The 26,340-nt window shown below is 63.2% G+C and carries 28 protein-coding genes; 11 read left to right on the top strand and 17 right to left on the bottom strand.

Annotation, left to right across the window (positions count from 1 at the left end):
• Positions 1-251 precede the first annotated feature (251 nt).
• Both EBN1_RS04350 and EBN1_RS04355 read left to right on the top strand, forming a co-directional pair.
• The gene (locus EBN1_RS04350; RefSeq protein WP_011236694.1) at positions 252-509 is read left to right on the top strand and encodes a type II toxin-antitoxin system Phd/YefM family antitoxin; all 258 of its coding nucleotides are present in this window, start codon (positions 252-254) and stop codon (positions 507-509) included.
• Complete coding sequence (locus tag EBN1_RS04355; RefSeq protein WP_011236695.1) at positions 499-831, top strand: Txe/YoeB family addiction module toxin; 333 nt, start codon at positions 499-501, stop codon at positions 829-831. The genes EBN1_RS04350 and EBN1_RS04355 overlap by 11 nt, the downstream gene beginning before the upstream one ends.
• On the opposite strand, the gene EBN1_RS04360 is transcribed toward EBN1_RS04355, so the two are convergent.
• From EBN1_RS04360 to EBN1_RS04380, 5 genes are all read right to left on the bottom strand, one after another.
• The gene (locus EBN1_RS04360) at positions 803-2,380 is read right to left on the bottom strand and encodes an IS66-like element ISAzo15 family transposase (protein WP_011236060.1); all 1,578 of its coding nucleotides are present in this window, start codon (positions 2,378-2,380) and stop codon (positions 803-805) included. The two genes, EBN1_RS04355 and EBN1_RS04360, sit on opposite strands and share 29 nt — an antisense overlap.
• A gap of 96 nt (positions 2,381-2,476) precedes the next feature.
• Entirely contained in the window at positions 2,477-2,815 is a 339-nt protein-coding gene (gene tnpB, locus EBN1_RS04365; protein WP_011236696.1) for an IS66 family insertion sequence element accessory protein TnpB, read from the bottom strand.
• A complete protein-coding gene (gene tnpA / locus EBN1_RS04370) occupies positions 2,815-3,141 on the bottom strand; it encodes an IS66 family insertion sequence element accessory protein TnpA (RefSeq protein WP_041645449.1) in 327 nt (108 codons plus the stop codon). Before tnpA ends, tnpB begins: the two co-directional genes overlap by 1 nt.
• Before the next feature lie 298 nt (positions 3,142-3,439).
• Positions 3,440-3,760 (bottom strand): hypothetical protein, encoded by a 321-nt coding sequence (locus tag EBN1_RS04375; protein WP_041645748.1) that lies wholly within the window; start codon positions 3,758-3,760, stop codon positions 3,440-3,442.
• Positions 3,747-4,028, bottom strand: a complete 282-nt coding sequence (locus tag EBN1_RS04380; RefSeq protein WP_041645751.1) for a hypothetical protein — start codon at positions 4,026-4,028, stop codon at positions 3,747-3,749. The genes EBN1_RS04375 and EBN1_RS04380 overlap by 14 nt, the downstream gene beginning before the upstream one ends.
• Before the next feature lie 220 nt (positions 4,029-4,248).
• On the opposite strand from EBN1_RS04380, the gene EBN1_RS04385 reads away from it, so the two are divergent.
• The 8 genes from EBN1_RS04385 to EBN1_RS04415 all read left to right on the top strand — a co-directional run bounded on the left by EBN1_RS04385 (position 4,249) and on the right by EBN1_RS04415 (position 9,146).
• On the top strand, positions 4,249-4,428 hold the full coding sequence (locus EBN1_RS04385) for a type II toxin-antitoxin system HicA family toxin (RefSeq protein ID WP_041645754.1): 180 nt from the start codon (positions 4,249-4,251) through the stop codon (positions 4,426-4,428).
• A gap of 11 nt (positions 4,429-4,439) precedes the next feature.
• Positions 4,440-4,859, top strand: a complete 420-nt coding sequence (locus tag EBN1_RS04390; RefSeq protein WP_041645757.1) for a type II toxin-antitoxin system HicB family antitoxin — start codon at positions 4,440-4,442, stop codon at positions 4,857-4,859.
• A gap of 330 nt (positions 4,860-5,189) precedes the next feature.
• Positions 5,190-6,281 (top strand): hypothetical protein, encoded by a 1,092-nt coding sequence (locus EBN1_RS04395; protein ID WP_011236701.1) that lies wholly within the window; start codon positions 5,190-5,192, stop codon positions 6,279-6,281.
• A gap of 60 nt (positions 6,282-6,341) precedes the next feature.
• Entirely contained in the window at positions 6,342-6,578 is a 237-nt protein-coding gene (locus tag EBN1_RS22965) for a DUF4160 domain-containing protein (RefSeq protein ID WP_422103723.1), read from the top strand.
• 37 nt (positions 6,579-6,615) lie between these two features.
• Positions 6,616-7,653 carry an IS5-like element ISAzo11 family transposase gene (locus tag EBN1_RS04400; protein ID WP_011236702.1) on the top strand — a complete coding sequence of 346 codons (1,038 nt, stop codon included), beginning with the start codon at positions 6,616-6,618 and terminating at the stop codon, positions 7,651-7,653.
• Between the two features lie 189 nt (positions 7,654-7,842).
• Entirely contained in the window at positions 7,843-8,097 is a 255-nt protein-coding gene (locus EBN1_RS04405; RefSeq protein ID WP_011236703.1) for a DUF2442 domain-containing protein, read from the top strand.
• Positions 8,098-8,594: 497 nt separating this feature from the next.
• Positions 8,595-8,819 carry a type II toxin-antitoxin system RelE/ParE family toxin gene (locus EBN1_RS04410; protein ID WP_277813120.1) on the top strand — a complete coding sequence of 75 codons (225 nt, stop codon included), beginning with the start codon at positions 8,595-8,597 and terminating at the stop codon, positions 8,817-8,819.
• 9 nt (positions 8,820-8,828) lie between these two features.
• Entirely contained in the window at positions 8,829-9,146 is a 318-nt protein-coding gene (locus tag EBN1_RS04415) for a HigA family addiction module antitoxin (RefSeq protein ID WP_011236706.1), read from the top strand.
• Positions 9,147-9,213: 67 nt separating this feature from the next.
• Here the strand turns inward: EBN1_RS04415 and EBN1_RS04420 are convergent, their stop codons facing one another.
• The 3 genes from EBN1_RS04420 to EBN1_RS04430 all read right to left on the bottom strand — a co-directional run bounded on the left by EBN1_RS04420 (position 9,214) and on the right by EBN1_RS04430 (position 12,835).
• A complete protein-coding gene (locus EBN1_RS04420) occupies positions 9,214-9,912 on the bottom strand; it encodes a DUF2304 domain-containing protein (protein ID WP_068881123.1) in 699 nt (232 codons plus the stop codon).
• On the bottom strand, positions 9,909-11,744 hold the full coding sequence (locus EBN1_RS04425) for a glycosyltransferase (protein WP_011236708.1): 1,836 nt from the start codon (positions 11,742-11,744) through the stop codon (positions 9,909-9,911). The genes EBN1_RS04420 and EBN1_RS04425 overlap by 4 nt, the downstream gene beginning before the upstream one ends.
• 83 nt (positions 11,745-11,827) lie before the next feature.
• The gene (locus EBN1_RS04430) at positions 11,828-12,835 is read right to left on the bottom strand and encodes an acyltransferase (protein ID WP_011236709.1); all 1,008 of its coding nucleotides are present in this window, start codon (positions 12,833-12,835) and stop codon (positions 11,828-11,830) included.
• Between the two features lie 378 nt (positions 12,836-13,213).
• Here EBN1_RS04430 and EBN1_RS04435 point away from each other — a divergent pair, with 378 nt between their 5' ends.
• Complete coding sequence (locus EBN1_RS04435) at positions 13,214-13,954, top strand: SapC family protein (RefSeq protein WP_041645765.1); 741 nt, start codon at positions 13,214-13,216, stop codon at positions 13,952-13,954.
• Between the two features lie 54 nt (positions 13,955-14,008).
• Here EBN1_RS04435 and EBN1_RS04440 read toward each other — a convergent pair whose 3' ends face one another.
• The 9 genes from EBN1_RS04440 to EBN1_RS04480 form a co-directional block, all read right to left on the bottom strand.
• Positions 14,009-16,012, bottom strand: a complete 2,004-nt coding sequence (locus EBN1_RS04440) for a tetratricopeptide repeat protein (protein WP_049780175.1) — start codon at positions 16,010-16,012, stop codon at positions 14,009-14,011.
• A 126-nt stretch (positions 16,013-16,138) separates the two neighbouring features.
• The gene (locus tag EBN1_RS04445) at positions 16,139-18,346 is read right to left on the bottom strand and encodes a glycosyltransferase (protein ID WP_049780177.1); all 2,208 of its coding nucleotides are present in this window, start codon (positions 18,344-18,346) and stop codon (positions 16,139-16,141) included.
• Between the two features lie 38 nt (positions 18,347-18,384).
• Positions 18,385-19,608, bottom strand: coding sequence for a hypothetical protein (locus EBN1_RS04450; protein ID WP_011236713.1), 1,224 nt, complete (start codon positions 19,606-19,608; stop codon positions 18,385-18,387).
• Positions 19,605-20,855, bottom strand: coding sequence for a glycosyltransferase family 2 protein (locus tag EBN1_RS04455; RefSeq protein ID WP_011236714.1), 1,251 nt, complete (start codon positions 20,853-20,855; stop codon positions 19,605-19,607). The genes EBN1_RS04450 and EBN1_RS04455 overlap by 4 nt, the downstream gene beginning before the upstream one ends.
• A 25-nt stretch (positions 20,856-20,880) precedes the next feature.
• On the bottom strand, positions 20,881-22,314 hold the full coding sequence (locus tag EBN1_RS04460; RefSeq protein ID WP_083782932.1) for a class I SAM-dependent methyltransferase: 1,434 nt from the start codon (positions 22,312-22,314) through the stop codon (positions 20,881-20,883).
• A gap of 18 nt (positions 22,315-22,332) precedes the next feature.
• Complete coding sequence (locus tag EBN1_RS04465; protein WP_011236716.1) at positions 22,333-23,154, bottom strand: ABC transporter permease; 822 nt, start codon at positions 23,152-23,154, stop codon at positions 22,333-22,335.
• Positions 23,147-24,562 (bottom strand): ABC transporter ATP-binding protein, encoded by a 1,416-nt coding sequence (locus EBN1_RS04470; protein ID WP_049780348.1) that lies wholly within the window; start codon positions 24,560-24,562, stop codon positions 23,147-23,149. Before EBN1_RS04470 ends, EBN1_RS04465 begins: the two co-directional genes overlap by 8 nt.
• Before the next feature lie 38 nt (positions 24,563-24,600).
• On the bottom strand, positions 24,601-25,509 hold the full coding sequence (locus EBN1_RS04475) for a peptidylprolyl isomerase (protein WP_083782933.1): 909 nt from the start codon (positions 25,507-25,509) through the stop codon (positions 24,601-24,603).
• Positions 25,510-25,584: 75 nt separating this feature from the next.
• Positions 25,585-26,286 carry a hypothetical protein gene (locus EBN1_RS04480; protein WP_011236719.1) on the bottom strand — a complete coding sequence of 234 codons (702 nt, stop codon included), beginning with the start codon at positions 26,284-26,286 and terminating at the stop codon, positions 25,585-25,587.
• Positions 26,287-26,340: the final 54 nt, after the last annotated feature.

Raw genomic sequence — 26,340 nt, forward strand, 5'->3', positions numbered from 1 at the left:
GACGCAACGCCGAAAACAAAGGGACACCCACTTTGTTTTATTGCCCGGGTTCCAGCAGCAACAGCGGCTCGCCCCGATCGTCAATTTCACCACCGTTGTCGAAGTCGGTGAGCACGCCATTGAAGCGTGCCGCCTGTGGCGCCTTCCGCTGGCGTCGAGTTGTTCGAGGGTCATAGGTACCTGCCTTGCAAGCGCGCACGCAACGCCTTAGACTTGTGCAATAATTAGCACAACTCAAGGGAATCGTCGTCATGCGCGTGGTGAATTTCTCCGAGGCACGAAACAACCTCAAAAACGTGATCGATCAGGTCATCGACGATGCCGACTACACGGTCATCGCGCGTCGGGATGCGCCCGATGCGGTGGTGATGTCGCTGGACACCTTCAACGGCCTGATGGAGACGGTCCATCTGCTCAAGTCGCCGGCCAACGCGGCGCATCTTGCGCGCTCCATCGAGCAGTACCGCCAGGGACAGGTGAAGCAGCGGGACCTGCCTAATGCCGATTGAAGAAAAGCTGCTGAAACTGGCCTGGACCTTGGCCGCCTGGGAGGATTACGAATACTGGCAAGGCCAGGACCGCAAGGCACTCAAGCGCATCAGTGCCTTGATCAAGGACTGCCTGCGCCACCCCTTCGAGGGCATCGGTAAACCTGAGCCCTTGAAAGAAAACCTCTCAGGCTTCTGGTCGCGCCGCATCGATGACACCCACCGGCTGGTTTACTGTGTCGATGGCCAGGCGCTGGCCGTCATCGCCTGTCGCTACCACTACCAGTGTAAGCGTCCGCCGCTTCCACGCCCTCTTACGCTTGCGCAGACTCTTTCTTTCTGATCGGCAGCAATTCGTCGATGCGGCTGTTGGGCCAGGCCGGCAGCTTCTCGAGGGTGTCGGAGAGCCACGCCAGGGGCTCGAAGCCATTGGCGCGTGCGGTGGCGAGCAGCGACTGAATCACCGCGGCCCGCTTGCCGGCGGCTTCGGAACCCGCAAACATCCAATTTTTCTTGCCCAGAGCGATCGGGCGGATGGCGTTCTCGATTGGATTATTGTCGATCGGCCAGTCGCCACGGCTCGCGTAACGCGCGAGCGCCGGCCAGCGCTTCAAGCTGTAGTCGATGGCGCGCGCCAGCGCCGCGCCATCGGCCACGGTCTTGCGGGTCTGCACGAGCCACAGGTACATCGCCTCCAGACGCGGGCGGGCGTACTGCGCGCGCAGTTCGGCGCGCGCCTCGATCGAGACGTCGCGCGCCTGCTCTTCGAGCGCATACAATTCGCCGATGCGCCGCAACGCCTCGGCCGCCACCGGGCTCTTGTTGGCCTGATGCAGTTCGAAGTACTTGCGTCTTGCATGGGCCATGCAGGCCAACTCGCCGATGTCGCCCCCCAGCAGCGCCTTGTACCCCGCGTAGTCATCGACCATGAGCATGCCCTTCCAGCCTTTCAGGAAGGCCTGGGGATATTGCCCGCCGCGCCCGGGCTGGTAATCGAAGAGGATGATGGGCGGGTCGGCGCCGAGCGTATTGCTGCGGTAGGCCCACAGATACGCCCGCTTCGTCTTGCCGCGCCCCGGATCGAGTTGCTCGACGGGGGTTTCGTCCGCATGCAGCACCGTACCCGCCAACAGATGCTCGACCAGTCGAGCGTAGAGGGGCGACAGCGCCACCCCGATACGCCCGATCCACTCGGACTGTGTCGAGCGCGGTAGCGCCACCTCGCTGCGCCGGGCAATCTGTTCGAGCCGGTACAGCGGCAGATGATCGACGAACTTGCTCACCGTCACCCACGCCAGCAGCCCCGGCGCGGCCAGGCCGCCGTCGATGACCGCCGCCGGCACGGGGGCGGTCGAGACCGTCTCGCAGTGCCGGCAGGCGTACTGCGGACGGATGTGGCGATGCACGAAGAACTTGGCCGGGATGATGTCGAGCTGCTCGGAGACGTCCTCGCCGATCTTGACCAGATCCTGCCCGCACGCGGCGCAGCTGCAGGATTCGGGCTCGTGGCGGTGTTCGATGCGCTCGAGGTGTGCCGGCAACGGCGGGCGGCCGGCGCGGGGGCGCTCGGGCGGGGCCTTCGGAGACGCTTCGGCTTCGGATGCCGCGGCGTCGCGCAGCGCCTCGAGCCGGGCTTCGCACGCGGCCAGATCGGCCGCGAGCGTCTCGTCGAACAAGTCCTTCATGCCCGCCGGCAGCGTCTCGCTGCGCGCGCCAAAGCGCAGGCGCTTGAGGGTGGCGATCTCGTGGACCAGGGCCTCGATCTTGAGCTTGCTCAGCTTGAGCTCGGCTTCCAGGCGGGCCACGTCGGCCGCCTGCGCGACCCACCGCTGAACCTGCTGCGCGAGCGCGGGCGGCAGGTCGAAAGCGGTCAGTTCGGCGGCGAAATCCATGCCGGAATTATACCCGATGAAGGCGCTGAATCCCAGCATCCACAAGGGTTTCAGGAATTTTTACGTGGCGGATCGTCGACGCTGCCGGCACACCGGTCACACCCGCCAGTGAGCCGGTGCGGCGGCACTCAGGCGCTGCCACTCGACCCCCGCCACGAGCCACTGCCACTGCTCGGCCGACAGCGCGAACACCGCCGTGTCGGCAGCGGGCCAGCTGAAGCTGCCCCGATGCAGACGCCGCTGACTCAGCCACACTCCGGTGCCATCCCACCGCAGCACCTTCACGCGCGTGCGGGCCCGGTTGATGAAGGCGTACGCACTGCCATCGCACGGCGCGCGGCCCAGGCTGTTCTGCAGCCGTGCCGACAGGCCGTCGATGCCCAGACGCATGTCGATCGGCTCGACCGCGAGCCAGATCTGCTCCGGCGCAATCATCACGTCGCCCCGTGCGCGAGCACCTCGGCGAGCCACGGCGCCGGCGGCAGCGCACCGAACTGCAGGCGCCAGCCCGACGGGCTGCACAGCGACAGCACATCCCCCGCTTGCCGTGGCGGCGCAACGCCGACAGGACGCGCCGCCACCAGCGTCAGGACCGAATCCGCCTCGCGCGCTGACTCGTGGCGCGACCGCCGAATCCAGTACCCCAGTGACTTCTTGCTCACGCCATGCGCGGCGCTGTAGGCCGCCTGCGTCTGACCGCTGCGGCGCCACCGCTCCACGTGCTCGCGCCAGCGCGCAACGCGCTCCGATTGTGTGCTCATCACGACCTCCGGGTGAAAATCAGGAGTGTCGGCAAAACCGGGGGGCTGTTACAGGTGGGAGCGGCGGACGCTTACCTACCAGTAATACCCTCAGATGTAGTTCGACGGAGATCAAACAAAAGCGAACAAAAGCACCCACTTTGTTTTTGGAAAGTCATGGGACACCCACGTTAAAAAAACGTAAGCGCGCAGAAAGTTGTGCCCACCTGAGCCAAGAGAGGTTGCGGGAGGCGGTGGAGGTTGTAAGGGTGGGGTGACTCAACGCGGTGCCGTTTGCGATGGCAACACCGCTGCTTGTTCACTTCTTGCCATAGGGAGCATCGTGATCAGGCGCGATAGTGAGCAGTCGGATGAAATCCCCGTCACGGTACGCGGTCGCCCGGCGTGCCTGGGTGATGCGCAGGGAGTAGATCGCATCGATGCTTTGGGGTGGCCTGACACTGGTGATCTTCTCCCACTTCAGGCCCTGGTCGCGGTACAGCTGGTTCCAGGTCAGCTGGCGAATTTTGTGGAGCGTATCCAGGGCTGCGTGGCGCTCGGGCTTTTGCAGGGTGAGCAGGTTGTCCTGAAACACCGGGTTGTTCAGGTCGAGTCTGACCTTGGCGTCACTGCCCGCCATGGCCCAGGCGCTTGAGCGTGTCTTCGGTATCGGCATCCGATGCAACATGGGCCACGGACCAGGCCATGGCCGTTTGCAGATCGGCCGCTGCTTGAGGCTCGTGCAGCCAGCGCTCGTTGTCGGGAACGACAGTGGCCGTGCGCACCAGCCAGACGCCGGGCTCGTACTCTTCCACCAGCACCTGGCGGCCCGCGTATTGCTTGCCCAGCGAAATCTGGCCGTTGGTGCCGACGACCTTGACGGTGGGAGAGTGTGCCGTGATGGCCATGATGAGGCTCCTTGGTAGCTATGCACGATATTATAAATTTCGTGCAGCACTAATTCAAGGTGAAAAACAAAGGGACACCCACTTTGTTTACGAAACGCGGGGGGAAACAAAGGGACACCCACTTTGTTTACGAAACGCGAAACTCAGCGCGCTCCAGTGCAGACCTGAAGCGCCCTCACCAAGCCTTGATAAACGCAACACATGTGTTTAGTATTGCCGCATGAACTCGAAGCAGATGAAGAAATGGCTTGAGCAGCAGGGTGCGACATTTGCGCCTGGCAAGGGCTCACATCTGAAGGTGTTCTTGAACGGTCGCCAGTCCTCACTTCCTATGCACGGTACGGCTGAGTTGGGCAAGGGGCTGGAAGCGGCGATCAAACGTCAGTTGGGCTTGAAATGAGAGGTGTGGCCATGTTCGATTACCCCGTAGTCCTGACACCCGACGAGAATGGCACGGTGCTGGTGACGTTTCCCGATGTGCCCGAAGCCATCACCTTTGGCGCAGATGAGGATGAGGCGCTGTTGCTGGCGGTGGATGCGCTGGAGACCGGGCTGTCGTTCTATGTCGATGCGCGTAAGCCACTGCCGACGCCTTCCTCTGCGCAGGGCCGCCCAACGGTGCGGCCTTCCGCGCTGGAGTGTGCCAAGCTCGGGGTGTATCAAGCGATGACCGAGCAGGGCTTGCGCAAGACGGATCTGGCACGTCGTCTGGGCTGGCATCTGCCTCAGGTGGATCGCCTGTTTGATCTTTCTCACGCTTCACGCTTCGATCAACTCGAAGCCGCCGCCCGTGCGCTGGGTCGGCATATCGAGGTGCGTGTTGCCCCGTAGAAATTGGGGTCAGACTCGATTTCAGGAAAACAGAGGCAGAAAACAGAGGGACACCCACTTTGTTCAGCCAGGCCCAGAAATGACAACGCCCACCAAGGTCTCCCCGGTGGGCGCAGTTATCAACAGTGCGAAGACAAAACCAAAGGACAAAACCAAAGGACAAAACCAAACAAAACCAAAGGACACCCACTTTGTTTTTCACGAAGACAAAACCAAAGGACAAAACCAAAGGACAAAACCAAAGGACAAAACCAAACAAAACCAAAGGACACCCACTTTGTTTTTCACTTTGTTTTTGACGTAGCCATGTTCTCCGTCTAGCCTCACGTCATGACCCGCCCACGCTCCACTCTCGTCTCTGTCTCCGACACCCCGTGGTACCACGTCGTCTCACGCTGCGTGCGCCGCGCCTTCCTGTGCGGCACCGATGCCCATAGCGGCCAGTGCTTCGAACACCGCCGCGGCTGGATCGTCGAGCGGGTGAAGCAACTGGTCAGCGTCTTCGCCATCGATGTGGCCGCCTACGCGGTGATGAGCAACCACTACCACCTGGTGCTGCGCATCGACGCCGAACGTGCCCGCTCCTGGAGCCGTGACGAAGTGCTGCGACGCTGGACCCAGCTCTTCGACGGCCCGCTGGCGGTGCAGCGGCTGCTGGCAGGGCAGGGCGATGAACTGGATGCCGGCACCCATCTCGCCATTGATGACTGGGCGGAGAAGTACCGCGCCCGCCTGTATGACCTGTCCTGGTTCATGCGCGTGTTGAACGAAACCCTCGCCCGCAAGGCCAATACGGAAGACGAGGTCACCGGCCGTTTCTGGGAAGGCCGCTTCAGGAGCCAGGCGCTGCTCGATGAACACGCCATCCTCGCCGCGATGGTCTACGTGGATCTGAACCCCATCCGCGCCCAGATGGCCGAAACGCCGGAAGAGTCCGAGCACACCTCGGTGGCCGAACGCATCGCAGCCCTGAAACCGGCCAGACAAAGAAGATCACCCGCCCCCCGCAACACCCAGCCGCCCGCTCCGGCGCCGCAGTCCGCCACCCCAATCGTCGCCCTCAAGTGCGAAGCCCATCTCGCCCGGCTACCCCAGCAGCCGCTGATGCCCTTCGATGCCACCGCCCGCCTCAAGGCAGCGATTCCCTTCGCCTTCGACGACTATCTGGAATTACTCGACAGCACCGGACGCAGCCTCCGCCCGGACAAACGTGGCGCCATCTCCAGCACTACTCCGGCGGTGCTCAATCGCCTGAACATCGACCCCGAGCGCTTCATCGACTGCGCAACCCACCTGATGCAGCAGTTCGGCAGCGCCGTGGGGGCACCTGCGCACCTCACCGCCCTGTGTGCAGCACGGCAGGTGAAGTATCTGCGCGGGATAGCGACGGCGAAAAGAGCGTTTGCGCGCGAGGCGGCGTAAGATCGGATTCAGGTTATCTTCCCGGCCGCGACACACTCAAGGAGGTCGAAAGTGCCGGTAGTGTTCAGGTATCAAGGTGTCCGTTTCTTCTTTTACTCGAACGAGGGCAATCCGCGCGAACCTGTGCATGTCCATGCTCAGCGGGGCGAGAGCCTGGCAAAGGTCTGGCTGTACCCCGAGCCAGTCATTGCGGAGAGTTTTGGCTTCTCACCGTCGGAGATGCGGACCATAATCGAGCAGGTACGCCTGCATACTGAAGGGCGCCTCGAAAAACCTCGCCTCTCCCGCTCTTGGTAAAATTACATCCTCCTGAATCTCGCCACAGCCGACATCGATGAAACCGCGCAGCGCCATCAAGACCGACCTGTTTGCCTTTGATGCCCACCGACAGAAGATCGACGCGCTGGGCGACCCGCTGGCCGAGATCGAGTCGCACATCGACTTTGCGGCGTTGGCGGCCGAGGTTGATCGGGTGGCGCCCCGTCCGGTGAGTGCGCAAGGCGGGCGCCCGCCGTACCCGACCGAGACGATGGTGCGCATCCTGGTGGTGAAGCGCCTGTACAACCTCTCGGACGAGCAGATGGAATACCAGTTGCTCGACCGCATGAGCTACAAGCGCTTCTGCGGCCTGGCGAACGCGACGAACGTCCCGGACCGCACCACGGTGTGGACCTTCGAGAACCGGATCGGTGAGGCGGGGGCGAAGGCCTTGTTCGACGGGGTCTCGGCGCAGCTGCTCCAGAAGGGCTTCATCGCGCGCGGCGGTCAGATCATCGACGCCACCTTGGTGCCGGCGCCCAAGCAGCACAACAGGCGCGGCGAGAAGGAACTGATCGAGCAAGGCGCAATGCCCGCCTCGTGGCGCCCGGCGAAGCGGCGCCAGAAGGATCTCGATGCGACCTGGACGAAGAAGCACGGCAAGAGCCACTTCGGCTACAAGCTCTCGATCAACGCAGACAAGAAATACAAGATCATCCGCAGACTCGAGACCGACACGGCCAGCACGCACGACAGCCAGCACTTCGACAACGTCTTCGACACGCGCAACACGAGCCGCGATGTTTATGCCGACCGGGGCTACCCGTCCGAGCAGCGTGAAGCCTGGCTGAAGGAGAACGGGTTTCGGAATCGGATCCAGCGCAAGGGCAAGCGCAACAAGCCGCTGTCCGAGTGCCAGCAACGGCGCAACAAACGCATCGCCAAGACGCGCGCGCGGGTCGAGCACGTATTCGGGGCCATCGAGCAGATGGGTGGCAAGCTGCTGCGTACCATCGGTCAGGAGCGGGCGAACTTTGCGATGACGATGATGGCGGCCTGCTACAACTTGAAGCGGCTGGTCTATTTCAGGAAGGCCGGAATCGAGGCCTTCTGACGCCCGAAATGGGTCGAATCGCCGCTGCCTCAGGCGATTCGAAGCGAAAACGGGGCGACACCGCCGGGAAAAAGCGGTGATTCATCAGAGAAATTGGACCGGATTCGCTCGCGGTCATAGATGCGCGGCAGGATTCATTGAAGACCTCGGGTTATTCGAGGTGCCCTGAAGACATCGAGAGGACATGGAATGAGCACTTTGGCCAAGGGACTGCGTTTTGATGATTTGATGATGTGGGTCGATCTGATGGATGGTCGTCAGCTGGGTGTACCGCTGGCTTACTTCCCACGCTTGCTCAATGCGACCCCCCAGCAGCGCTGCGACTACGTCATCAGTGGTGGTGGTGCAGGTATCCATTGGGATGCACTAGATGAAGACATCTCTGTCGAGGGGTTGCTTGCCGGACGCGGCGACCTGACTGCACGACATCGTATGGCAGCGTGACAGCAGGATTGGAACTGCCGCCCGAGTTCGAGCCCTACCTGCCGAGCCTGCTCGCCAACGAGGTGGCCCCGTTCAATCATGACACCTTGAACGTGACAGAGAACGATAACTACGTCGGTTGCCCCACCGCTCCCGGGCAGGGGCATCAAGGTGTCGAGGTGTGGCTCGATGCGATTCAGTCACGTTCTACACACCGCAGACTACGCCGCCGAGCAACGCTGGCCGGGCCGGTTTCAGCCCGTCATCATGATGTCCAGCGCCTCGGTCGGCTACGTATGAAAAGGGGCCCATAAAAGGGCCAGGCTCATTTAAACAAAAGAACACTCACTTTGGTTTGCGGGGAGAAACAAGAGCCGCCCTCCCCCTCCCTCTCCCCCTCGGATGCAGTCTTCCACTGGCAATTTCTACTTGACAGGTTCCGCGTCACGAAACATTATCGCCGCATGATCCACTCGTTCTCGTGCGCTGACACCGAGGCGCTTTTCCACAGCAGGGCCGTGCCGCGATTCCGAAACATCGAGCGTGTAGCGCGGCGCAAGCTGCTGCAGCTTCATGCGGGGACCGATTTGACCAGTCTGCGGGTTCCGCCCGGCAATCAGCTCGAAGCGCTCAAGGGCGACCGGAGAGGACAGTACAGCATCCGCATCAATGACCAGTGGCGGTTATGCTTCGAGTGGCGCGAGGACGGCGCCCATCTGGTCGAGATCGCGGATTACCACTAGGAGGGTCATATGACCGACACCGAACTGCTCGACGAGATCCATCCAGGCGAGATCTTGCTGGAGGATTTCCTGCGGCCGATGGGGATTACCGCTCGGCAGCTCGCGGCCGATATCGACGTGTCGCCAAGTCGGATTAGCGAGCTCGTGCATGGCCGGCGGCCGATCACCGCCGATACGGCGCTGCGCCTTGGGCTCTTTTTCGGTATGGAGCCCCGCTTCTGGCTAAACCTGCAGGCCGAGTACGACATGCGCATTGCGACAAGAGAGCTGAGGGACAAGATTGCTCCGCGTATCCGGGTTTTTCACTCCCGCCATGCGGCGATGTAAGCTGCACCAACAACATAAACAAACAAACGAACACCCACTTTGTTTTTGACGCAGGCAGGCTCGCCGTTTAGCCATACGTCATGACCCGGCCATGCTCCGCCCTCGTCTCCGTCACCGACACGCCTTGGTACCACGTCGTCTCGCGCTGCGTGCGCCGCGCCTTTCTCTGCGGCGCCGACGCCCACAGCGGCAAGAGCTTCGAGCACCGCTGCGGCTGGATCGTCGAGCGGCTGATGCAGCAATTCGGCAGCGCAGTCGGCGCACCCGCACCTCTCACGGCCCTGTGTGCGGCACGGCAGGTGAAGTACCTGCGCGGGATGGCGGTGGCGAAAGGGGTGTTTGGACGCAGGGCGGCGTGAAGGAAGTAATACGGAGCCCGCCAAGGAGAGTGATCTGCATGGCTGCGTCGCAGCTTTGCGCCGGCACGTGCGCGCTGTTCGTACTCCGCCTCGAACATCGCCAGCCGCTGGTTGAGGCGGCGCACCTGCCTTTCGAGCCGGGTATTGGCAATATCGGCAAGCAGGGCCTTGATCAGCAGGACGACTACGCCCGCAAGCAGCAGCAGCGCCGGGGGATAGGCGATGCCGGCAACGAAGGCGATGCGGTCGAGCAACATCGGCCAGGCGCCCAGCAGCGCGGCGGTGGCGGCAACGATGATCCATGAAACACCGTGACTCAGATGCAGGTGGTCGCGGCGTACGAGGACGAGGATTGCCGTCGCGAGCGCAGCCCCCAGGAGAGAGGTGGTGAGATTGAGGGAGATCATCGGCTGAGGTGGTGTTTGGGGTGCCAGCGCGCAAGACATAGCAGCGTGCTTTCCGCCATGTAGCGGGCGACGCGAGACCAGCTGGCGAAGATGCGCGACGGACCGGTGGCGCGCGGATACATTGCGACCGGCACTTCGGCGATTTCGAGCCCCGCATGGCGCAACATCAGCAGCACGCCGAGATCCTGGTAATCCAGCAGCGTCGCTTCATCCGCGGCGAGGATTTCGCACGCGGCGCGATTGTAACAGCGGAACCCGGAGGTGAGGTCGTCAATGCCGAAGCCGGTGATGGCGCGGAAATAGCGCCATGCGATCCTGCGCAGGCGGCTGCCGCGCTGGGGGAAGGCGCCGATGACGACATCGTGGCTGCGGGCGGCGGCGAGCAGCACGGGGATGCAGACCGGTTCGTGCTGGCCGTCGGCGTCGATCGTGACGACCTGGCGGTAACCGTGACGCAGCGCATAGCGGATACCGGTCTGCATCGCCCCCCAGGCGCCCAGCGGCAGGACCGGCGACAGCACGGTGGCGCCGGCCGCCGCCGCGATCGCCCCAGTCGCATCGGTGCTTTGATCATTGACGACGATGATGTCGCGCCAACCGGCTTCGCACAGACTACGTATGACCGTCCCGATCGTTCCGGCCTCGTTTCGCGCCGGAATCACGATGAGGAGATCCTTGTCGGGGGCGGCCACTGCCGCGTCGGGCACGACTGCCGCATATTCGACAGCGATCGACTCCACGCAGCGGTCGAGCGCGAACTTCTTGCGAAACGCCTGCTGACCCTGTACGCCGCAGCCTTCGCGGTAGTGGGGATCGCGCTGGAACGCGCGGATCGCGTCCCGCCACGCACCGACATCTTCGACCGGAACAGTCACCCCCGCGCCGCCTGCGCGAACTACCCACGGCATGCCCGAGCCGGACAGGTCCGCGACGACGCAGGGTCTGGCGTAGCGCATCGCTTCGAGCAGGACGATGCCGAAGGCCTCGGTACGCTCTCGCGACGCGAGGCAGAACACGTCGCAGTCGTGCAGCAAGGCATGCTTGGCAGCGTCATCGATGCCACCCAGCAAGCGGATATTCGGCTCGATGCCGGCGGCAGCGAGTTCGCCGATCAGTTTTTCAAGCGCGGGGCGAAGCGCTCCTTCGCCGACGATGAGCAGCTCGACGCCGGGCATCGCAGACACTGCACGGATCAGCGTTTCGAATCCCTTGTAATAGGTCAGCCGGCCAATCGACAGCAGTCTGAAGTTGCCCCGCCGCCACGATGGCGCGGAACCGAGGCCGGGATGCTCGGGCAAGCGGCCGCTGTCGAGCGCGAGCGGTATGACGCGGCATTTGTCGCGCCAGCGCGACAGCGGCTCCGAAGCCTCCAGGTACGGCGTCGAGGTGACGAGGATGCGCTCGGCGCGGTCGAGCACCGCCTGTTCGAACGGGCGATACAGCCGGTAGGCCAGCGCGAGCGCGCCGCGAATGCGCGACACGACGACATCCGAGTGCCAATGCACGACCCACGGCAAATCCCGCGCGGGCAACAGCAGCAGCGCCCAGAACGCTGAGGTGTTGGGCAGATGCAGATGCAGCACATCCGGGCGGAACTGCCTGATCGCCGCGGCGAGCGCGGTGCGGAAACCCGGCGCCAGCGGCGCGTAGACGAGATGGCCCCAGACCGGCACGCGCATCAGCCACGCCGGGTCGTCCGGCAAGGGCTGGCCGTGCACCAGCGCGGCAGCATCGATGCCCCGGGCGCGCTGGGCACGGACGAGGTCGGCGAGAAAGACTTCCATGCCACCCGGATGGGGCGGAAAAAACTTGCCGATGTGCAATACGCGCATGTTCGCAAGGCTAGGCGCGACGAATGGTCACCGGCCGAAGATCAGGTTGGGGGATGGGGCAGGACGGGCGATTGTAGCGCCTTTCAGACGACGCGACGCAATAACGGCAACCTGCCGATCACCCACGCCGTCGCGGCGGCGAGCGCGAACACCAGCACGGAGATCACCGGCACGGTCCACCACGCACTGCCGCTGGACAATGAGAGACCCAGCGTTTCGCGCGTGAAATCGATGAACAGGACGTGGACGCAGTAGATGCCCAGCGAGTGAGCGGAAAGCATCCTGACCGCGGGCGAAATCCACGAATCCGCGCGCTGGGCGGCGCCGAGAAACAGGAACGCGCCAATTGATCCGAGCAGGACGAAAGGCGACAGATAGGCGTAGAAAAGCTCGTCGGGCGCTCCGGCCTGCAGCGCGCGGTAATGCGTCGCTGCGGCGACGGCTGCTGCCGAAAGCGCAAACAGCGCGAAGCCCGGCAGGCGATTGCTGCGCCGCAGCAGATAGCCAAGATGCGCGCCAACGAGCAGATACACTGCCATCCCCAGGAACGAGTGCAGCCAGTACACGTCGATCAGGTCGTACGAGAAATTGAAATGCGTCGCCACGACGGGCCATATGCAGCTGACAAAAGCCCACATCAGCAGGAAAAAACGGTTTTCCGCCACCGAAGCATGAAGGTGAACCGCCCGCATCACCGGCACGAACGCGTAGATGCCGAACAGGGCGTACAAGTACCAGAGATGGTACTGGACAGGGCCGGTGGCCAGCCGGCGGACAAAGCCCGCCAGGTCGGTGACGCTATACCCCTGAAAGTATGCGTACACTGCGGACCAGAACAGCAGGGCCGGCAGTACCCGGCGCGCGCGTCGAAACAGGAAGGAAGCCAGCGGCTGTTCCCGGTTCAGCAGCAGGACGCCCGTCACCATCAGGAACAGGGGCACGGCGACGCGTACGAAAGAATCGTAGAGGTTGATCGCAAACCAATTGTCGTCAAAACGGTAGAAACCACCCGCTGCAACATGGAGCACAACGACCAGGAACGACGCCACCGCGCGTATCACGTCGAGCCCGTAATGCGACTCCGCCTTCATCGCCGCTCCCCATTGGCGGACTCCACCCGGGGCTCCACGAGCGGCTTCCCGATGGAATGCCGGTTCACGGCCCCGGCAGCATGCAGGATCTCGATGAACGGGTACTGCTGCAGGCGGAATGTCGTCATCGTAGGGGCGGAAAGTCACCGAAAAAATGCTCGCCGGGGATCGTACACAAGCTGACTGAAACGCGAACAGGCGCCAGCGCGGGCGCTGACTTTACCAGATCCGCGTACTCGGCCGTCCATTCCGGATAAACGCCGTCTATCGCGCCTCGTCCCATGTATGCGGTCACGCGGGCCCGCGCACTGCCTCTGCTACACTTGCCCCCTCCCGCGCAAACCCCCTTCACCCTTCAGCACCGAATACTTTCAGACCATGGCAAACATCCAACCTGTCACCTTCGCCAAGTACGGCAAAAAACGCTGGCAGCATTTTTCATCGTATGCCTTTGCTGCCCGGACCGCCCTCGTCCCGCTGATGCTGACTGAAGTTCGCAACGCCGCAAGCGCTTTCCCGATCGGCTTCGCCAAACACCAGAACAACTGCTTTCCAGTGGCGATCCTCGGCCTGGAAGCGGAGACCAACGTGTTCGTCGATGAACAAGGCCAATGGCTGGGCGCCTATACGCCGGCGGCTTTCCGGGCCTGGCCATTTTCGGTGAGCTATGCCGAACGCGGCGAAAAACTGCTGTGCGTCGACGAGGACAGCGGCTTGATCACCGATCCACCGGACGGTGAGGCATTTTTCAACGAAGACGAAACCCTGTCCGAAGCACTGCAGGGCGTGATGCATTTTCTCGCCCGCTTCACGCAGGATCGCGCCCCGTCCCTCGGCGCCTGCGCAGCGCTCGAAGCGGCAGGCCTGCTGCAGCCCTGGACGGCGACGGTGCGTACTGACCGTCGGCAGTGGACGATGGATCAATTCCTGCGTATCGACGAAGAAGCGCTGAACAAGCTAGGCACCAGCACCTTGGCCTCGCTGCACAAGGTCGGCGCCATATCGCTCGCCTATTCGCAACTGCACTCGATGGCCCACCTGCCGCTGGTGGGGCGCCTGGCCGAGCAGCGCCTGTCGCAAGCGGACGCGCGAGCGGAAACCGTTTCTCCCGGCGCCTGAAGGGGCCGCACCGGCCGGGTGGCGTTCAGTTTACCTCGCCTCCGGCGCCCCGCCTCATCGCGCCGGCGTGCCGCCCGATGCACCCCACTGAGAGCGCAGCGAACGATAGCCGGGATGCTTCGGGTTGAGCGCAATGGCGCGGTCGATATCGGCCACCGCCGCTGCGCTTGACCCTTGCATGCTGTTCAGCAGGGCACGGCCGTAATAGGCGGCGTGGTGAGGTTTCTCGGCCAGCAGGTCGTCCAGCAGCGGTCCTGCGGCGGCGAGGTTCCGCATTCCGAGATGTGCCATTGCCAGGCCGAGGCGGACGGCGTAATTGCGCGGATCGTCGCGCAGCAGCGCCAGGTATTCCCCAACGGCGACGTCGTAGCGCCGGATTTGCATCGCTGCGTCCCCGCGCAAGGTGCGTGCGTGAGTGCGCAGCTTGTCATCGGCAGCCTTGTCGATTGCGAGCTCAAGATCGTCGATCGCCCCCTCGAATTTGCCCATCATGGCTCGCGTGGCGCCCCGATGATAATAGAGGCCGAACGTGCGCAAGCCCTGCTTTTCAGCGGCGTCGAAAGCTGCGACCGCTTCCGGGATCTTCTTCTCGATCTGGAGAGTCACGCCCATGTTGAAGCGCGACGAACCGAATGACTCCCCGAGCGATTCGGCGCGCGCGAAGTCGGCATAGGCGAGTTGCGGGAGATCGTTTTCGAGGTAGTACGTCCCACGATTGAGGAAGGGGCGCCAGCGTCCGACCGCGTTGGCCGGCGCATCGACGTCGATTTTGTCGACGGCATCGGCCCACACTGTGAGACTGCTCCTGAACGTCGTCACACGCTCGACCGACAGGCCGACCAGCACCACCGACACCGCCAGCCCGATCAGGTAGACGACCGCCGGCCTTGTGCCGACGAACAGCAGCATGACGATGCCGGGAATCGCAATCGCCCACAGATAACTGCGATACAGCACGAACGGATCCTGGATCCATACCGTCGAAAATTCGGTCGCGAACAGGATCAACGGCACGCTCAGGCACAAACCGAGGAAGCGCAACGGCCCCTCGCGGCGGAACAGCAGATAGGCCACCCCCGCGATCAGGGCGAGGAAGCCGATCGCACCGAGCACGTGAGGAAACGCGCCGAACGCGAGCGGGAATGGCGGCCGCAGATCGATCGACATCCACTGTACGTTGGGCACCAGCCACAGGAAGCCGTACTGGAAGAAAAGCGTTGCCTGATTGATGATGCTCAACGGATAGGTGCGGGCTTCGATAGCGGGGTCGATCGCCTTCAGCTGGGCGACAAAGGTCCGCGATAGTTCGTCGAAGGCCACGCCGACGATCGAGCCGTAGATGCTGGACAGCACCGCCGCGACGCCCGCCGCTGCAAGAGCGCCGACCGCCGCGATCAGCCCAAGCTGCTTCGCCGTTGGACGGCGCAGGAATACGTACAACGGCACCCCGAGCACTGGCGCCATCAGCGCATGCTCCTTGGACAACACGGCGGCGAGGTAGCACAGCGCGGCGCCCAGATAGTTCAGCCTGCCCTTGCCGACGATGCCCCTGGCAAAGAACAGGCAGGACAGGACAACGAACAGCGTCGCCATCAGGATTGAACGCTGGATCAGATAGGCAACCGCGTAAACCGCGACCGGATTGAAGGCGAAGACGGCGACGCCGACAAACACGGCAGCATCGCGCGAGGCGGCGAAGCGCGTTTCCGCGGCCAGTTCATCAGGCCATTTCACCTGCGCCGCAAGCAATCGATACAGTCCGAGCAGCGACACGGCCACGCCGAAATGGACGATCAGGTTGACCACGCGCTGCTTCCACCAGCCCTCGCCGAACAGCGCGTTCACCCAGACGAAGGAGCCATAGGAAAGCAGCCGCTGTTTCAGGCTCAGCAGGCTGCCGTAGCCGTCGAGCAGGGCCTCACCCGCATCGAATCGCCCATCGTCGAAGACGAGCTCGTTTTGCAAGCCCGGTACATAGATGAGCAACACTCCGGTCAGCAATGCCGCACACCAGAATAGCCACTGCCGGTTGCTCTGCAGGTTTCCGATCACAATCATGTCATATCCACAAAAAATGGGGTGCGACCGGTCCATTCGACGCGCCTGACATCGCACTGAGAACTAAACAGGTTCACATAAACCGGGCACGGCCTCGCGGGCTGCAGTCAGCATGCCCCCGCGGACCTACCCCAGCACGCGGGAAACGGCGCGGAACACGCCGAGTAGCGCGCGCTTGCGCCGCGCACCCATGCGAGGCGTGGCCTCGGTCTTGCGCCGCAGATAAACAATAAAATCCTGTAGCACCGTGCGCAGCGGTACCTGACGGTCAACGTACAGAGCCCCGATGTGTTCGCGCTCTTCCGCCTCGGGACACTGGGCTACCGGACGCCCCGGCAATCCGGCAGCGACCCCCGGCATCGGCCGTCGCTCGTCGAGCGGCAGCATGCGATGATAGTCCGCCACCATGTCTTCACGGCTGCGTACCGGAGTGGAGAGCAGCGCCGCACGCACCGGCGCGAGCCGCGCGCGATCGACGTCGAGGGTCCGCAGCAGGTCCACCAGGGCGTCGGCCTCGGGGTCGCACAGAAAACCGTTGCGCCCCTCGTCGATGCGATCCGCGAAGCCGCCCAGTCGGGTTGCCACCGGCGGCACGCCCATTGCCCACAGTTCGCTCAGGGTATAGCTGAACGTCTCGGGTACCACCGACAGCAGCAGGCCGGCATGGGGGGCAATACCGGCGATGATGGCGGGAAGCTCTTCGCGCTGGTAGCGGCGGACCAGGCGATCGTCGCCCAAGGCGGCAAAGCGCTCTCCCTCGTCCCCACAGCCGACGAGAAAGACATCGGCAAAGACAGACACGGCCGGCAGCGCCGCAGCCAGCACGTCGGCTCCTTTCTGCGGCGCCATGCTGCCCAGCACGACGAGGCGCAATCGTCCCGTGGGGGCAGGCTCCCACGCGGGTCGCGGTGGAAACGCCATGCCGTGCGCAATGACTTCGACCGGGACGTCGGCAATGGCGGGTGCCAGGCGATGCAGGTTGCGGGCCACCGACGCACTCGGCGCCACGAGCCGGATGTGAGGCTGATGCAGGCGCCGATGATAGTGTTCGCGCAGCGCCTCCCAATAAGCGGGGCCAGCGTCGCGGAAGAAGCGGTTCAGCGGATTGTGGGCAAAGCAGTCGCGCAGCCGGTCACCGTCGCAGCGCGTGCACAGGCCGTCGAAGCGGATGCTCAGCGCTGCGCAGAACGGCGTGTAATCGTGACCGACGATCAGGGTCGGCAACGGCAGGTCGAGGATGTCCAGCGCATGGCCGATCAGCGATGAAACGATTACCGCGTCGACGTGAAAATCGCGCACGATCTCGTCGAGGATGCGCCGGTACTGGACGTGACTGATCGCAATCGAGCCGATCGGCATGTCGAGCAGCCAGTCGCGCAGGGGCTGATCCATGCGGTGCGAACGGTACAATGCGATGCGCTGTCCGAACGCCCCCCAGGTGCCGATCGAACGCAGCACGAGGTTCCAGCGTGCGCTGTCGGCTTCGCAGTAATCCTCCACCCACCGCCCCAGGCCGCCGCCCCAGCTATGGGCGACATGCAGTTGCACGGGCTTGAGCATCGGTGCAGACGGAGGCACCGATGCTTCACCCCACACTCCGGCCTCGCTAAAGCCGTGACGGATGCGAAGCAGCGGGTGATAGGTGAGGAAAGACTGCAGCCCTTCGCGGGCGCGCGGCACCACAGCCTCGATCGCCGCAGGCCCCTCGATATACAGCCAGTCGCAGGCCACGAAACGCCAACCACGCTCAAGCAGTGTCTCCTCGGCTGCGGCAAGTCCGCAGCCCGCGTCCAGCGCAGCCACCGCTTCGGCTCGCCAGTAAGCACAGAACGATGCAATCGCCGGCACTTCGAACGCCCGCCCACGCGACAGGTGCGTCAGCCAGCGATTGACATGCCCAACGTCCATCCAGGCCGGCTTGTCGGCGGAAAATGGCGAAAACACCGGACTGGCCGCCGTCAGCGGACTTGCAACGCCGATACCCGTGTCCTCGCACACCGCACGGGCCAGCAGCGCGTCCCAGTCGTCCACCACCGTACAGCCCGCATCGATGTAAATAAGGTCGCCCTTCTCGTTCTGCTGCGCCAGGGCCAGGAGCACATCGACCATGTTGCTGCCGTCGGGGATGTGCAACACCTGCGGCGCAGCAATGCCGGCGAGTGCCGGCATTGCGCCCCGGAAGCTGCTGGCCTGCGCTGTTTCGACGACACAGATCACACGCCCGTCATCATGGCGGCCCAACCAGTCGAGCAGTGAGGGATGCCAGCCGAACTCGGCACCGGCGCGCACGTGCACGCAGACCCGCCAGCGCGGAACGGCGAGGTTACGCGGCATGAGCTCCGCAGCAGGACGAAACATCAACGCAGGCGGAGTCAGACCAGAACCTTGCGCGCCAGCCCGGCTCCCGCACGCAATACCGCTCCGGCAACCGACTTGCGCCAGCCACGCAGGCGTCGTGCCCCCGCCACCCGGCGCTCGGCATAGGCGATGAAATCCTGCAGCACGACGCTGAACGCCACATCGGGCTTGACCGTCAACACGCCACTGACGCTCGGTTCGGCCGCGTTCACCTGGTACCAGTCCCGATAGCAATGATGCTGCGGAGCGGTGCAGAACGGGTCTGGAAACACTTTCCGCAGATCCTCGCGCTCACGGTACAGCACCCGTTGTGCACGGCTGATCGTCGTGCCATCATCGAAAGCAGCATACTTGCCCGGCCGCTTGCCGAGTTGCGCCTGCCCGGCCTTGTCGCACTCGGCCAGATACCAGTTACGCAGCTCGATGAGGGCCGGGTTGTCCTGTCCGTACTTGTTCAGCATCGCTTCCTGCGCACCGCTGTCGAAGCCGGAGAAGTGATAGAAGCCCAAGTCCTCGTCATTGACCTTGACCCCGCCTGCAAGCGAACCGGTAACCCGGCGATGCGTCAGGTTCCAGGTGGCGACATTGAAGCCCGCATCGCGCATGACTTCGAGATCGTCGAAGAAACAAGGTGCCAGATCGACCCAGCGCTGGTCGGTGAACAAACCGCGATCGGTGTTGTCGTGGCAGAAGTCACGCAGCCGGGCTGCCCACCAGTCGATGAAGGCACGCCCCTGCCCGTCGGCACGCGCACCCAGAAAACCGAGGTTGAACACGCCGTGCTTCAGGCTGGCGAATTCGTTGTCGATGATCGACTCGAAAGTCTTCTCCGGTGCGGTCTGGTGCGGCGTCAACAGGATGGCATGCTCGTCGAGGCGACGGCACAATTCGTCCAGGCGGGAAAACACCACCATGTCCGGATCGAAGTAGAAAGCCTTTTCCGCTCCCAGGCGGTCGAACAGATGCTGGAACGCGAAACCTTTCACCGCTGTGCACAGCTCGACGACCGTATGGCCGAAAACCCATTGTTCGAGGTTGTCGATCTGCAGGTCCCCGAGCGTGATCACCGAATCGAATGGCTCGCTGGCGAGGTCGAAGCCCGGCGGCGGATCGTCGCTCAACATCAGGTGAAATCCGATGTCCGGCGCCAGCTGCTTCACCGACGCAGCGAGCACGCGCGCCTTGGGCAGGTAGTTGGTCGTGATGCTGGTAAAAGCGTGAATACGTTGCTGGTTCATTTTCTACCCATCAGTTTCAGGACGAATCGCGCGTAGCGCCAGATGCGGCTCGACGTTATGACTTCAAGTCGTGCATTCGCGTGCGTCATGGCCTGACGCAACGCCTCGTTCCCCGCTGCCAATGCCTTGTTTTCGGCCTGCAGCGTCGTCACGTCGGCTTCACGTTCACGCACGAAACCGCTGGCGCGTTCCAGTTCATGCTCCAGCACACCTTGATAGGCGCGCGCCTCGTCGAGCAGCCGGCGTAACGCGTTGCCGTCGTCGCGCAGTGCGTCGGCGAGGCGGCGAGGCTCGGCGCTCTTGGCCTCACGTTCGGCAAAAACTTCCTCGACCACGGCGAGCGCCTCCGCCGGCCCCTGCATCGCACGTTTCAACCCGATGCGTTGACGCAGGAAACGCAAAGGATCGGCGAGCAGGAAAGCGGCGACATTGCGCGCGTAGTCGGGATGCAGGACTGCAATCACCGGTTCGGCCTCACGCACGCGCTCGATGCGCTCGTCACCGAAGCTTACCGATCCTGCGTGCAACACGAACACATCTGCGGCAAGCACACTGCGCCAGCCCAGCGCTTGCGCCCGCATGCAAAAATCGCTTTCCTCACCGTAGCCGCGGCCGAAACGCGCCTCGTCGAACAGACCGACCGCATCCAGGCAGGCACGCCGGATATACAGGCAGAAACCCACGCCGGTAGGCAGTTCGGGATGCTCGCCCGCGAGGGCATCGGCGACCAGCCGATCGAGTGCCGCGAGACCGAGCGTACCCGGCACCTCCCCGCCCCAGTCTTCGAAAGGATAGGAGCAGATCGTGCCGTTATTCGAGAACGGCGTGACGGTGCCGATATCGGTGGCGGAATAAGCGGCACCGCGCAGCCGGTCCAGCCAGTCGTTCGCCACCTCAGTGTCGCTGTTGAGCAGCACTACGTCGCGCTCCGGGTGCAGCGCCATCGCACGGTTGACCGAACCGACGAATCCGCGATTGCTCTCGTTGCGCAACAGGTGGATACGGCCCGTTGCCGCCAGCGCATCGACCAGCGCCACGACTTCCGGCTCCGGGGAGCAGTCGTCCACCACGATCAGTTCGAAACGTGCCCGCGCACTGCAGCCCAGCACGGATTCCAGGCAGCGCCGCGTTTCTTCGGCACCACGGAATACCGGCACGATGACATCGATGAGGTCCGCGCCCGCGCCTGCGGAACCACCCCGCTGGATCTCGCTTCCGGCATCGGGGCCGACGTGTTTATCGTTCACTCTCGCTTCCTTGCTGCTGTTACGCTCACGCGGGCTTGCGCACGCGGATCACCGCGTTGTCGTCCCATGCCCAGGTCTGATTGACCGCCCACAGGCTGCGCACCGCTCCCTCCAGTTCGTCCACCCGTGACTGCAGTCGCGCAGTGTACTCGTGCTGCACCGCAACGTGCTTGGTGAAAGCATTCTCGAGTCTGCGCAGCGCGGCCGGAGAGATGATGCCGAAACGCCTCAGCATCCGCTCCATGCGCCCGGCCGGCTCCACCGGAAACGCAGGAGAAGGCAGCGCAGCGGGCGGATTCGGCACCGCTGCGGCAGCATTCAGCGGCGGCTGCCAGGCAAACGGAACCACTTCGCGGCCATCGGCGCGGTGACTATGGAATTCGGGATCGAGGCCATGACCACGGCACATCAGCTCGATCAGGTCGGGATGATAGAAGCGCACGTGTTCCGGGTCGCGCCAGAAACCCAGCAACTGGCTGCGGATCGATTCGGGGTCGGGAAACACGAACACGGCCACGCCACCGGGACGCAGCGCGTGCGCGATGAGGCTGATCAGCCGGTCCACTCCCGCAGTATCGAGGTGTTCGACGAAATGCGAACAATAAATGCCGTCGAACCGGCCGCCGGCGCCGGCAAGATAGTCGAGCGCATCGGCCTCCTCGATGTCGAATCCGAGGCCGCGCGCATAGCGCACCGAGGCGGAATCGCGCTCGACGCCGCGCGCGGCAATGCCCCGCTGACGCAGGATGTCGAGAAACACCGCGGTCCCGCAGGCCACTTCCAGCACCTCGCTGCAACCGTCGAAATGCCGGGCGAGCGGCAGTTGCATGCGGTATAGCAGGCCGTGGTCACGCAGGCCGAAAGCATAGTGGGCATAGCCGGACACCGTACTGTCCGAGGAGGCGACCACCGGCAACGGCTGAAGGGCCTGGAGTGCCTGCTCCAAGCTGGCCGCAAGCGCAGGCGCCCGGGCAGGAAATGTCTCGCGGAAGGCGGCATCGGCCGCTTCGTCACCATTGACGTAAATGCCCGAAGCCAGCGCGACCACGTCTGCCAGCCACAACCGCGCACGCGAACCCGCGGGGGGCAAGGCCACACCGGGCACGCGCATCAGCACCGGATAGCCGAGCAGTGCGCCGACACGCACCATGTCCAAGCTCGCACCGGTCACGCCGTCGATGACGATCACGTCCGGGCGATAGACCAGCAGTTCGTCGGTGAAATGACGGTTCGCCAGTTGCTGCTGGAAATCCGCACCCAGCCCTCGCCAGCGCGGATGCACGCTGAGCCGGCGAACGCCGCCGTCGAGACGGCAATCACCGACGGCGAACTCATCGGCATCGGCGTCGAAGCGCAGCACGACGCGGCGCTCATCGACGCCGCGCACTGGAGCGCTATCGAATCCGCCTTCCTCGACCACTCGCAGCAAGCGCAAAACCGGCCTCGGCACCACAGTCATCGCCACCGTTGCCCTACGCTACAGGACATCGGCAAAACCGCTGCGCAGGCGACGGAACACCGCATGGCCGATGAGCAACGCGCCCGCTGCGACGAGCCACCACAGCAGCAACTCCTGCCACGCCGGCCAACGCCCGAAAATGAGTATGCCGCGGAACATTTCCACGACGTGGGTCATCGGGTTGAGCCACAACAGGTGACGATAGCTCTCGGGCACCGCGGTGATCGGGTAGAACACCGGGCTCAGGAACATCATCGCCGTGGTGATGAAACCGGTCACCTGGGCGACATCGCGCAGGAATACCCCCAACGCCGCAACCAGCCACGACAACCCCACCAGCACCAGCAGGAAAGGCAGCAGCACCAAGGGCAGGGCGACCACCGAAAGTGGCGGCACACCCATGCTGACACCGACGAAGACCAGCAATACTACCAGTGAAAAGGCAAAGTGCAGGCACGCCGCGAGCACCGCCACATAGCTCAGTATCTCGAGCGGAAACACCACCTTCTTGACGTAATTGACGTTCTCCAGGATCAGCACCGGCGAGCGGTTGAGTACATCGGCAAACAGCGAAAATACCGATACACCGCAAAACAGCACTGCGGCGAACATCGCCTTGCTGTCGCCGACTCCGCCCCAGCGCACCTGAAAGACCACACCGAACACGAAGGCATACACCGCCAACATCAGCAGCGGCGCCAGCACGAGCCAGATGGCGCCCAGCGCAGAACCGCGATAGCGGCGCACGATCTCGCGCCGCGTCATTTCACGCAGCAGCTCCCGATGTCGCCAGGCGAGCCCCACTGGCCGCAGCACGCGCACCGAGGCAGCCTCAGTCATGGCACGCCCCCGCTGTTGCACTTTCCCGGTCCACTTCCAGATTCCCGCCGTCATGCACCACCTGAAGCTGGATCGACGTCATCGGCACGCCCAGCAATCCGTGCGTGACATGCGACGCAACACACCGAATCACCAGCGCATCGTGCACCCAATGATGCTGGACGTGATGCTCCTGGGTGCCCGCGGCAATGCCCACGCTGATCGCGTATTCGCCCGAAGGCAGGTAAGGCAGACGGAAGGCGAAGCGTGCTGCGCCCTGCATACCGGCCTCGAATACCGGAGTCGCATCCAGGCACGCCAGATAGGTGTTCTCGCCGAACAGCACTTGCCCCAGGCGATCCTTGAACATGAAGCCGACGATGAGATCCGCCGCTTGCGCGAACGCTTCGAAACGCACTTCGAGCATGACCTCCTCGCCGCCCACCAGCCAGGCAAGGGGGCGCTCGGCATGATCGCGGATGCCGACCCAGTTCACCCTCACATGCCCGGTACCGAAACCTCGCGCCTCGCCGTCGAAGGGCAAGATCTCCAGATCGTTGCGCAGGTTCGAATGGATCAACAGGTCGCGGCGGGCGTCGTGGGCGAGGAGGTCGCCCTCCGTCGCCGGCCGCGCCATGTCGCTCCCGGCGCCGCCTTCGTTCGGACGCAGGCCGGCGATCTCTTGCCGCTCGGCATAGACCGCTTCCAGATAAGCTTCGGTGACATCCTTGGCGGTCCCGGCCATGCGCAGCGAACCGTGTTCGAGCCACAGCGCGCGGTCGCACAGGCTGGTCACCGACGGAATATCGTGGCTCACCAGCAGCAGCACGCCGCGCGAACGGAATTCGCGCAGAAAGCGCATGCATTTCTGTGCGAACAGCGCGTCGCCCACGGCCAGGGCCTCGTCGACGATCAGGACATCGGCATCGACGTGGGCGACTACCGCGAACGCCAGGCGCAGGAACATGCCGCTGGAGTAGTGCTTGACCGGCTCGTGGACGAAATCGCCGATCTCGGCGAAAGCCAGGATGTCGGCCAAACGAGCATCGATCTGCGCCCGGGACAGCCCGAGAATGGCGGCGTTCAGGTATACGTTTTCGATCCCGGTGAACTCCGGATTGAAACCGGCACCGAGTTCGAGCAGCGCGGCGACCCGCCCGCGCACCTGCACCTGCCCTTCAGTCGGATCGAGCGTACCGCACAGTAATTGCAGCAGCGTGGACTTGCCAGCACCATTGCGCCCGATAATGCCGATGGCCTCACCGCGGCGCACGCTGAAACTCAGGTCGCGCAGGCTCCAGAAATGCCTGGCGCGCCGATGCGGGCCGCGCCACAGCAGATCGAGCAGGCGGTGATGGGGGGCGGCGTAGGTTTCATAGCACTTGCCCAGGCCGCGCACCCGGATCACTTCGCCGTCAATAGTGCTCATACCGACGATGGAATCGCCCTTCCGAGCGACGTCCACGATTACTTTTCAGCCGCGCGGGCGTGCGCCTTGAAGTCGAGCGGCTTGACCAGCGCCTTGATCGCGTCCTGATCCACCTCGATGCCGGGCAGCTTGCCGATGCGGCCGTACTCCTTACCGATTGCCATGCGACGGTACTTGAGCGTCTCGTCGCGCACGAGCTTGTCCTTGACCTCGTCGAACGGAATCGTGGTCTCGGCCTTGCGCTCTACCAAGCGGATCACGTGGAAGCCGAACTGGCTTTCCACCGGGCCGACGATCTCTCCAGGCGACTTGAGACCGAAAATGGCGTCCTCGAACGGTTTGACCATGCTCCCGCGAGCAAAGAAACCAAGGTCTCCGCCATTGGCCTTGCCAGACGGATCCTCGGTGAATTCCGCGGCGAGTTTGCCGAAATCCTGACTGTCCTTATTCGCCTGCGCGACCACCTGCTTCGCCAGCACCAGCGCCTCTTCCTTGCTGCGCCCTTCGCTCTTGATCAACACGTGCTGGGCATGCACCTGCTCGGGTTGAACGAACTGTTCGGGATGAGCCACGTAGAATTCACGTGCAGCCTTGTCGAAATCGGGCAACTCCTGGCCGTTCACTAGATGATCGAGCTGAACCTGGGCTGCCGCGCGCTCCATGGAGGCATCGATTTTCCAGCGCTCGCCCGCGTCGAGCGTGCGAGCACGCGCCTCGTCAGACAGCTTGCGGACCGCAAACAGCTGCGCAACAAAATCGCGCAAGCGCTTTTCACTTGCCATCAGTTCGGCACGCCCCTGCTCCGGCACAAAATTCTCCACCGCCAGTTGAACGTCATGAGCGGTAATCGTGGTTTCGCCCTGACGCACCAACACTTCGTCAGCGGCATGTACATTTGCATTGGCAAAAACAGCCGAAAGAAGCAAAACGACGCACTTTATTTTCATACAAAAACGCTCTTAATATCGAGAATAAAAAAAAGCAGGCCGAAGTCGGCCTGCTTTCCATGCGAGAAAACCGGATCAAGCACCTTCGAAATAGAAACCGCAATTCGAAGTGCTGGTGCAGGTCGTCTTGCCATTAAGATCCTTGCTCGCCGCATTAATGTAATACACGGTATTCGGATCAAGGCGGCAATTGAGGTATTTGTTCACCGCCGGATTATTCACAGCAAGTTGCACACTCGTGCTTTCAGTCGCCTGACGATAGCAACCTAGATCTTTGCCTGAAAGACTCACATCACCCGGCACCTTGGATATCACCAACAGCTTGGATGAAGTTGCCCCCGACATCCCCGTGGCGATGACACGGTTGAAGTAGGTTCCTGAGGCTGGAGTAGTGATCTTGAAAGCGTAAACCATCGTCGGCACCGGCCGGAATGAAAGGCGGCTCTGCACCTTCGCAGGCAGCGGCGTGTCGACGCAAGTCAGCGTATCGGATGCAACGCACCCTCCAGAATTGGGAGGAGGATCAGTCGGACCGGGATCAGTCGGACCGGGATCAGTCGGACCGGGATCAGTCGGACCGGGATCAGTCGGACCGGGATCAGTCGGAGCCGACCCTCCCGATGCAGCAACCTTCACATTGCCCGCACTGTCGACAGTCAGAGATGTGAGTGTATAAGTCGTACTTGCCTGCCCATCAACCGAAAGGGTCAGGCTGGCAGCATGCGCTGTCGAGAACGCAACGGCCCCCAGTGCAGCGGCAAGGACAAGACGTTGCATAACATTCCCCTTCCGAATTTGACGTTCGAATTTTAGCATTCAAAAAACAAAAAA

The sequence above is a fragment of the Aromatoleum aromaticum EbN1 genome, assembly GCF_000025965.1.
GTDB lineage: Bacteria > Pseudomonadota > Gammaproteobacteria > Burkholderiales > Rhodocyclaceae > Aromatoleum > Aromatoleum aromaticum.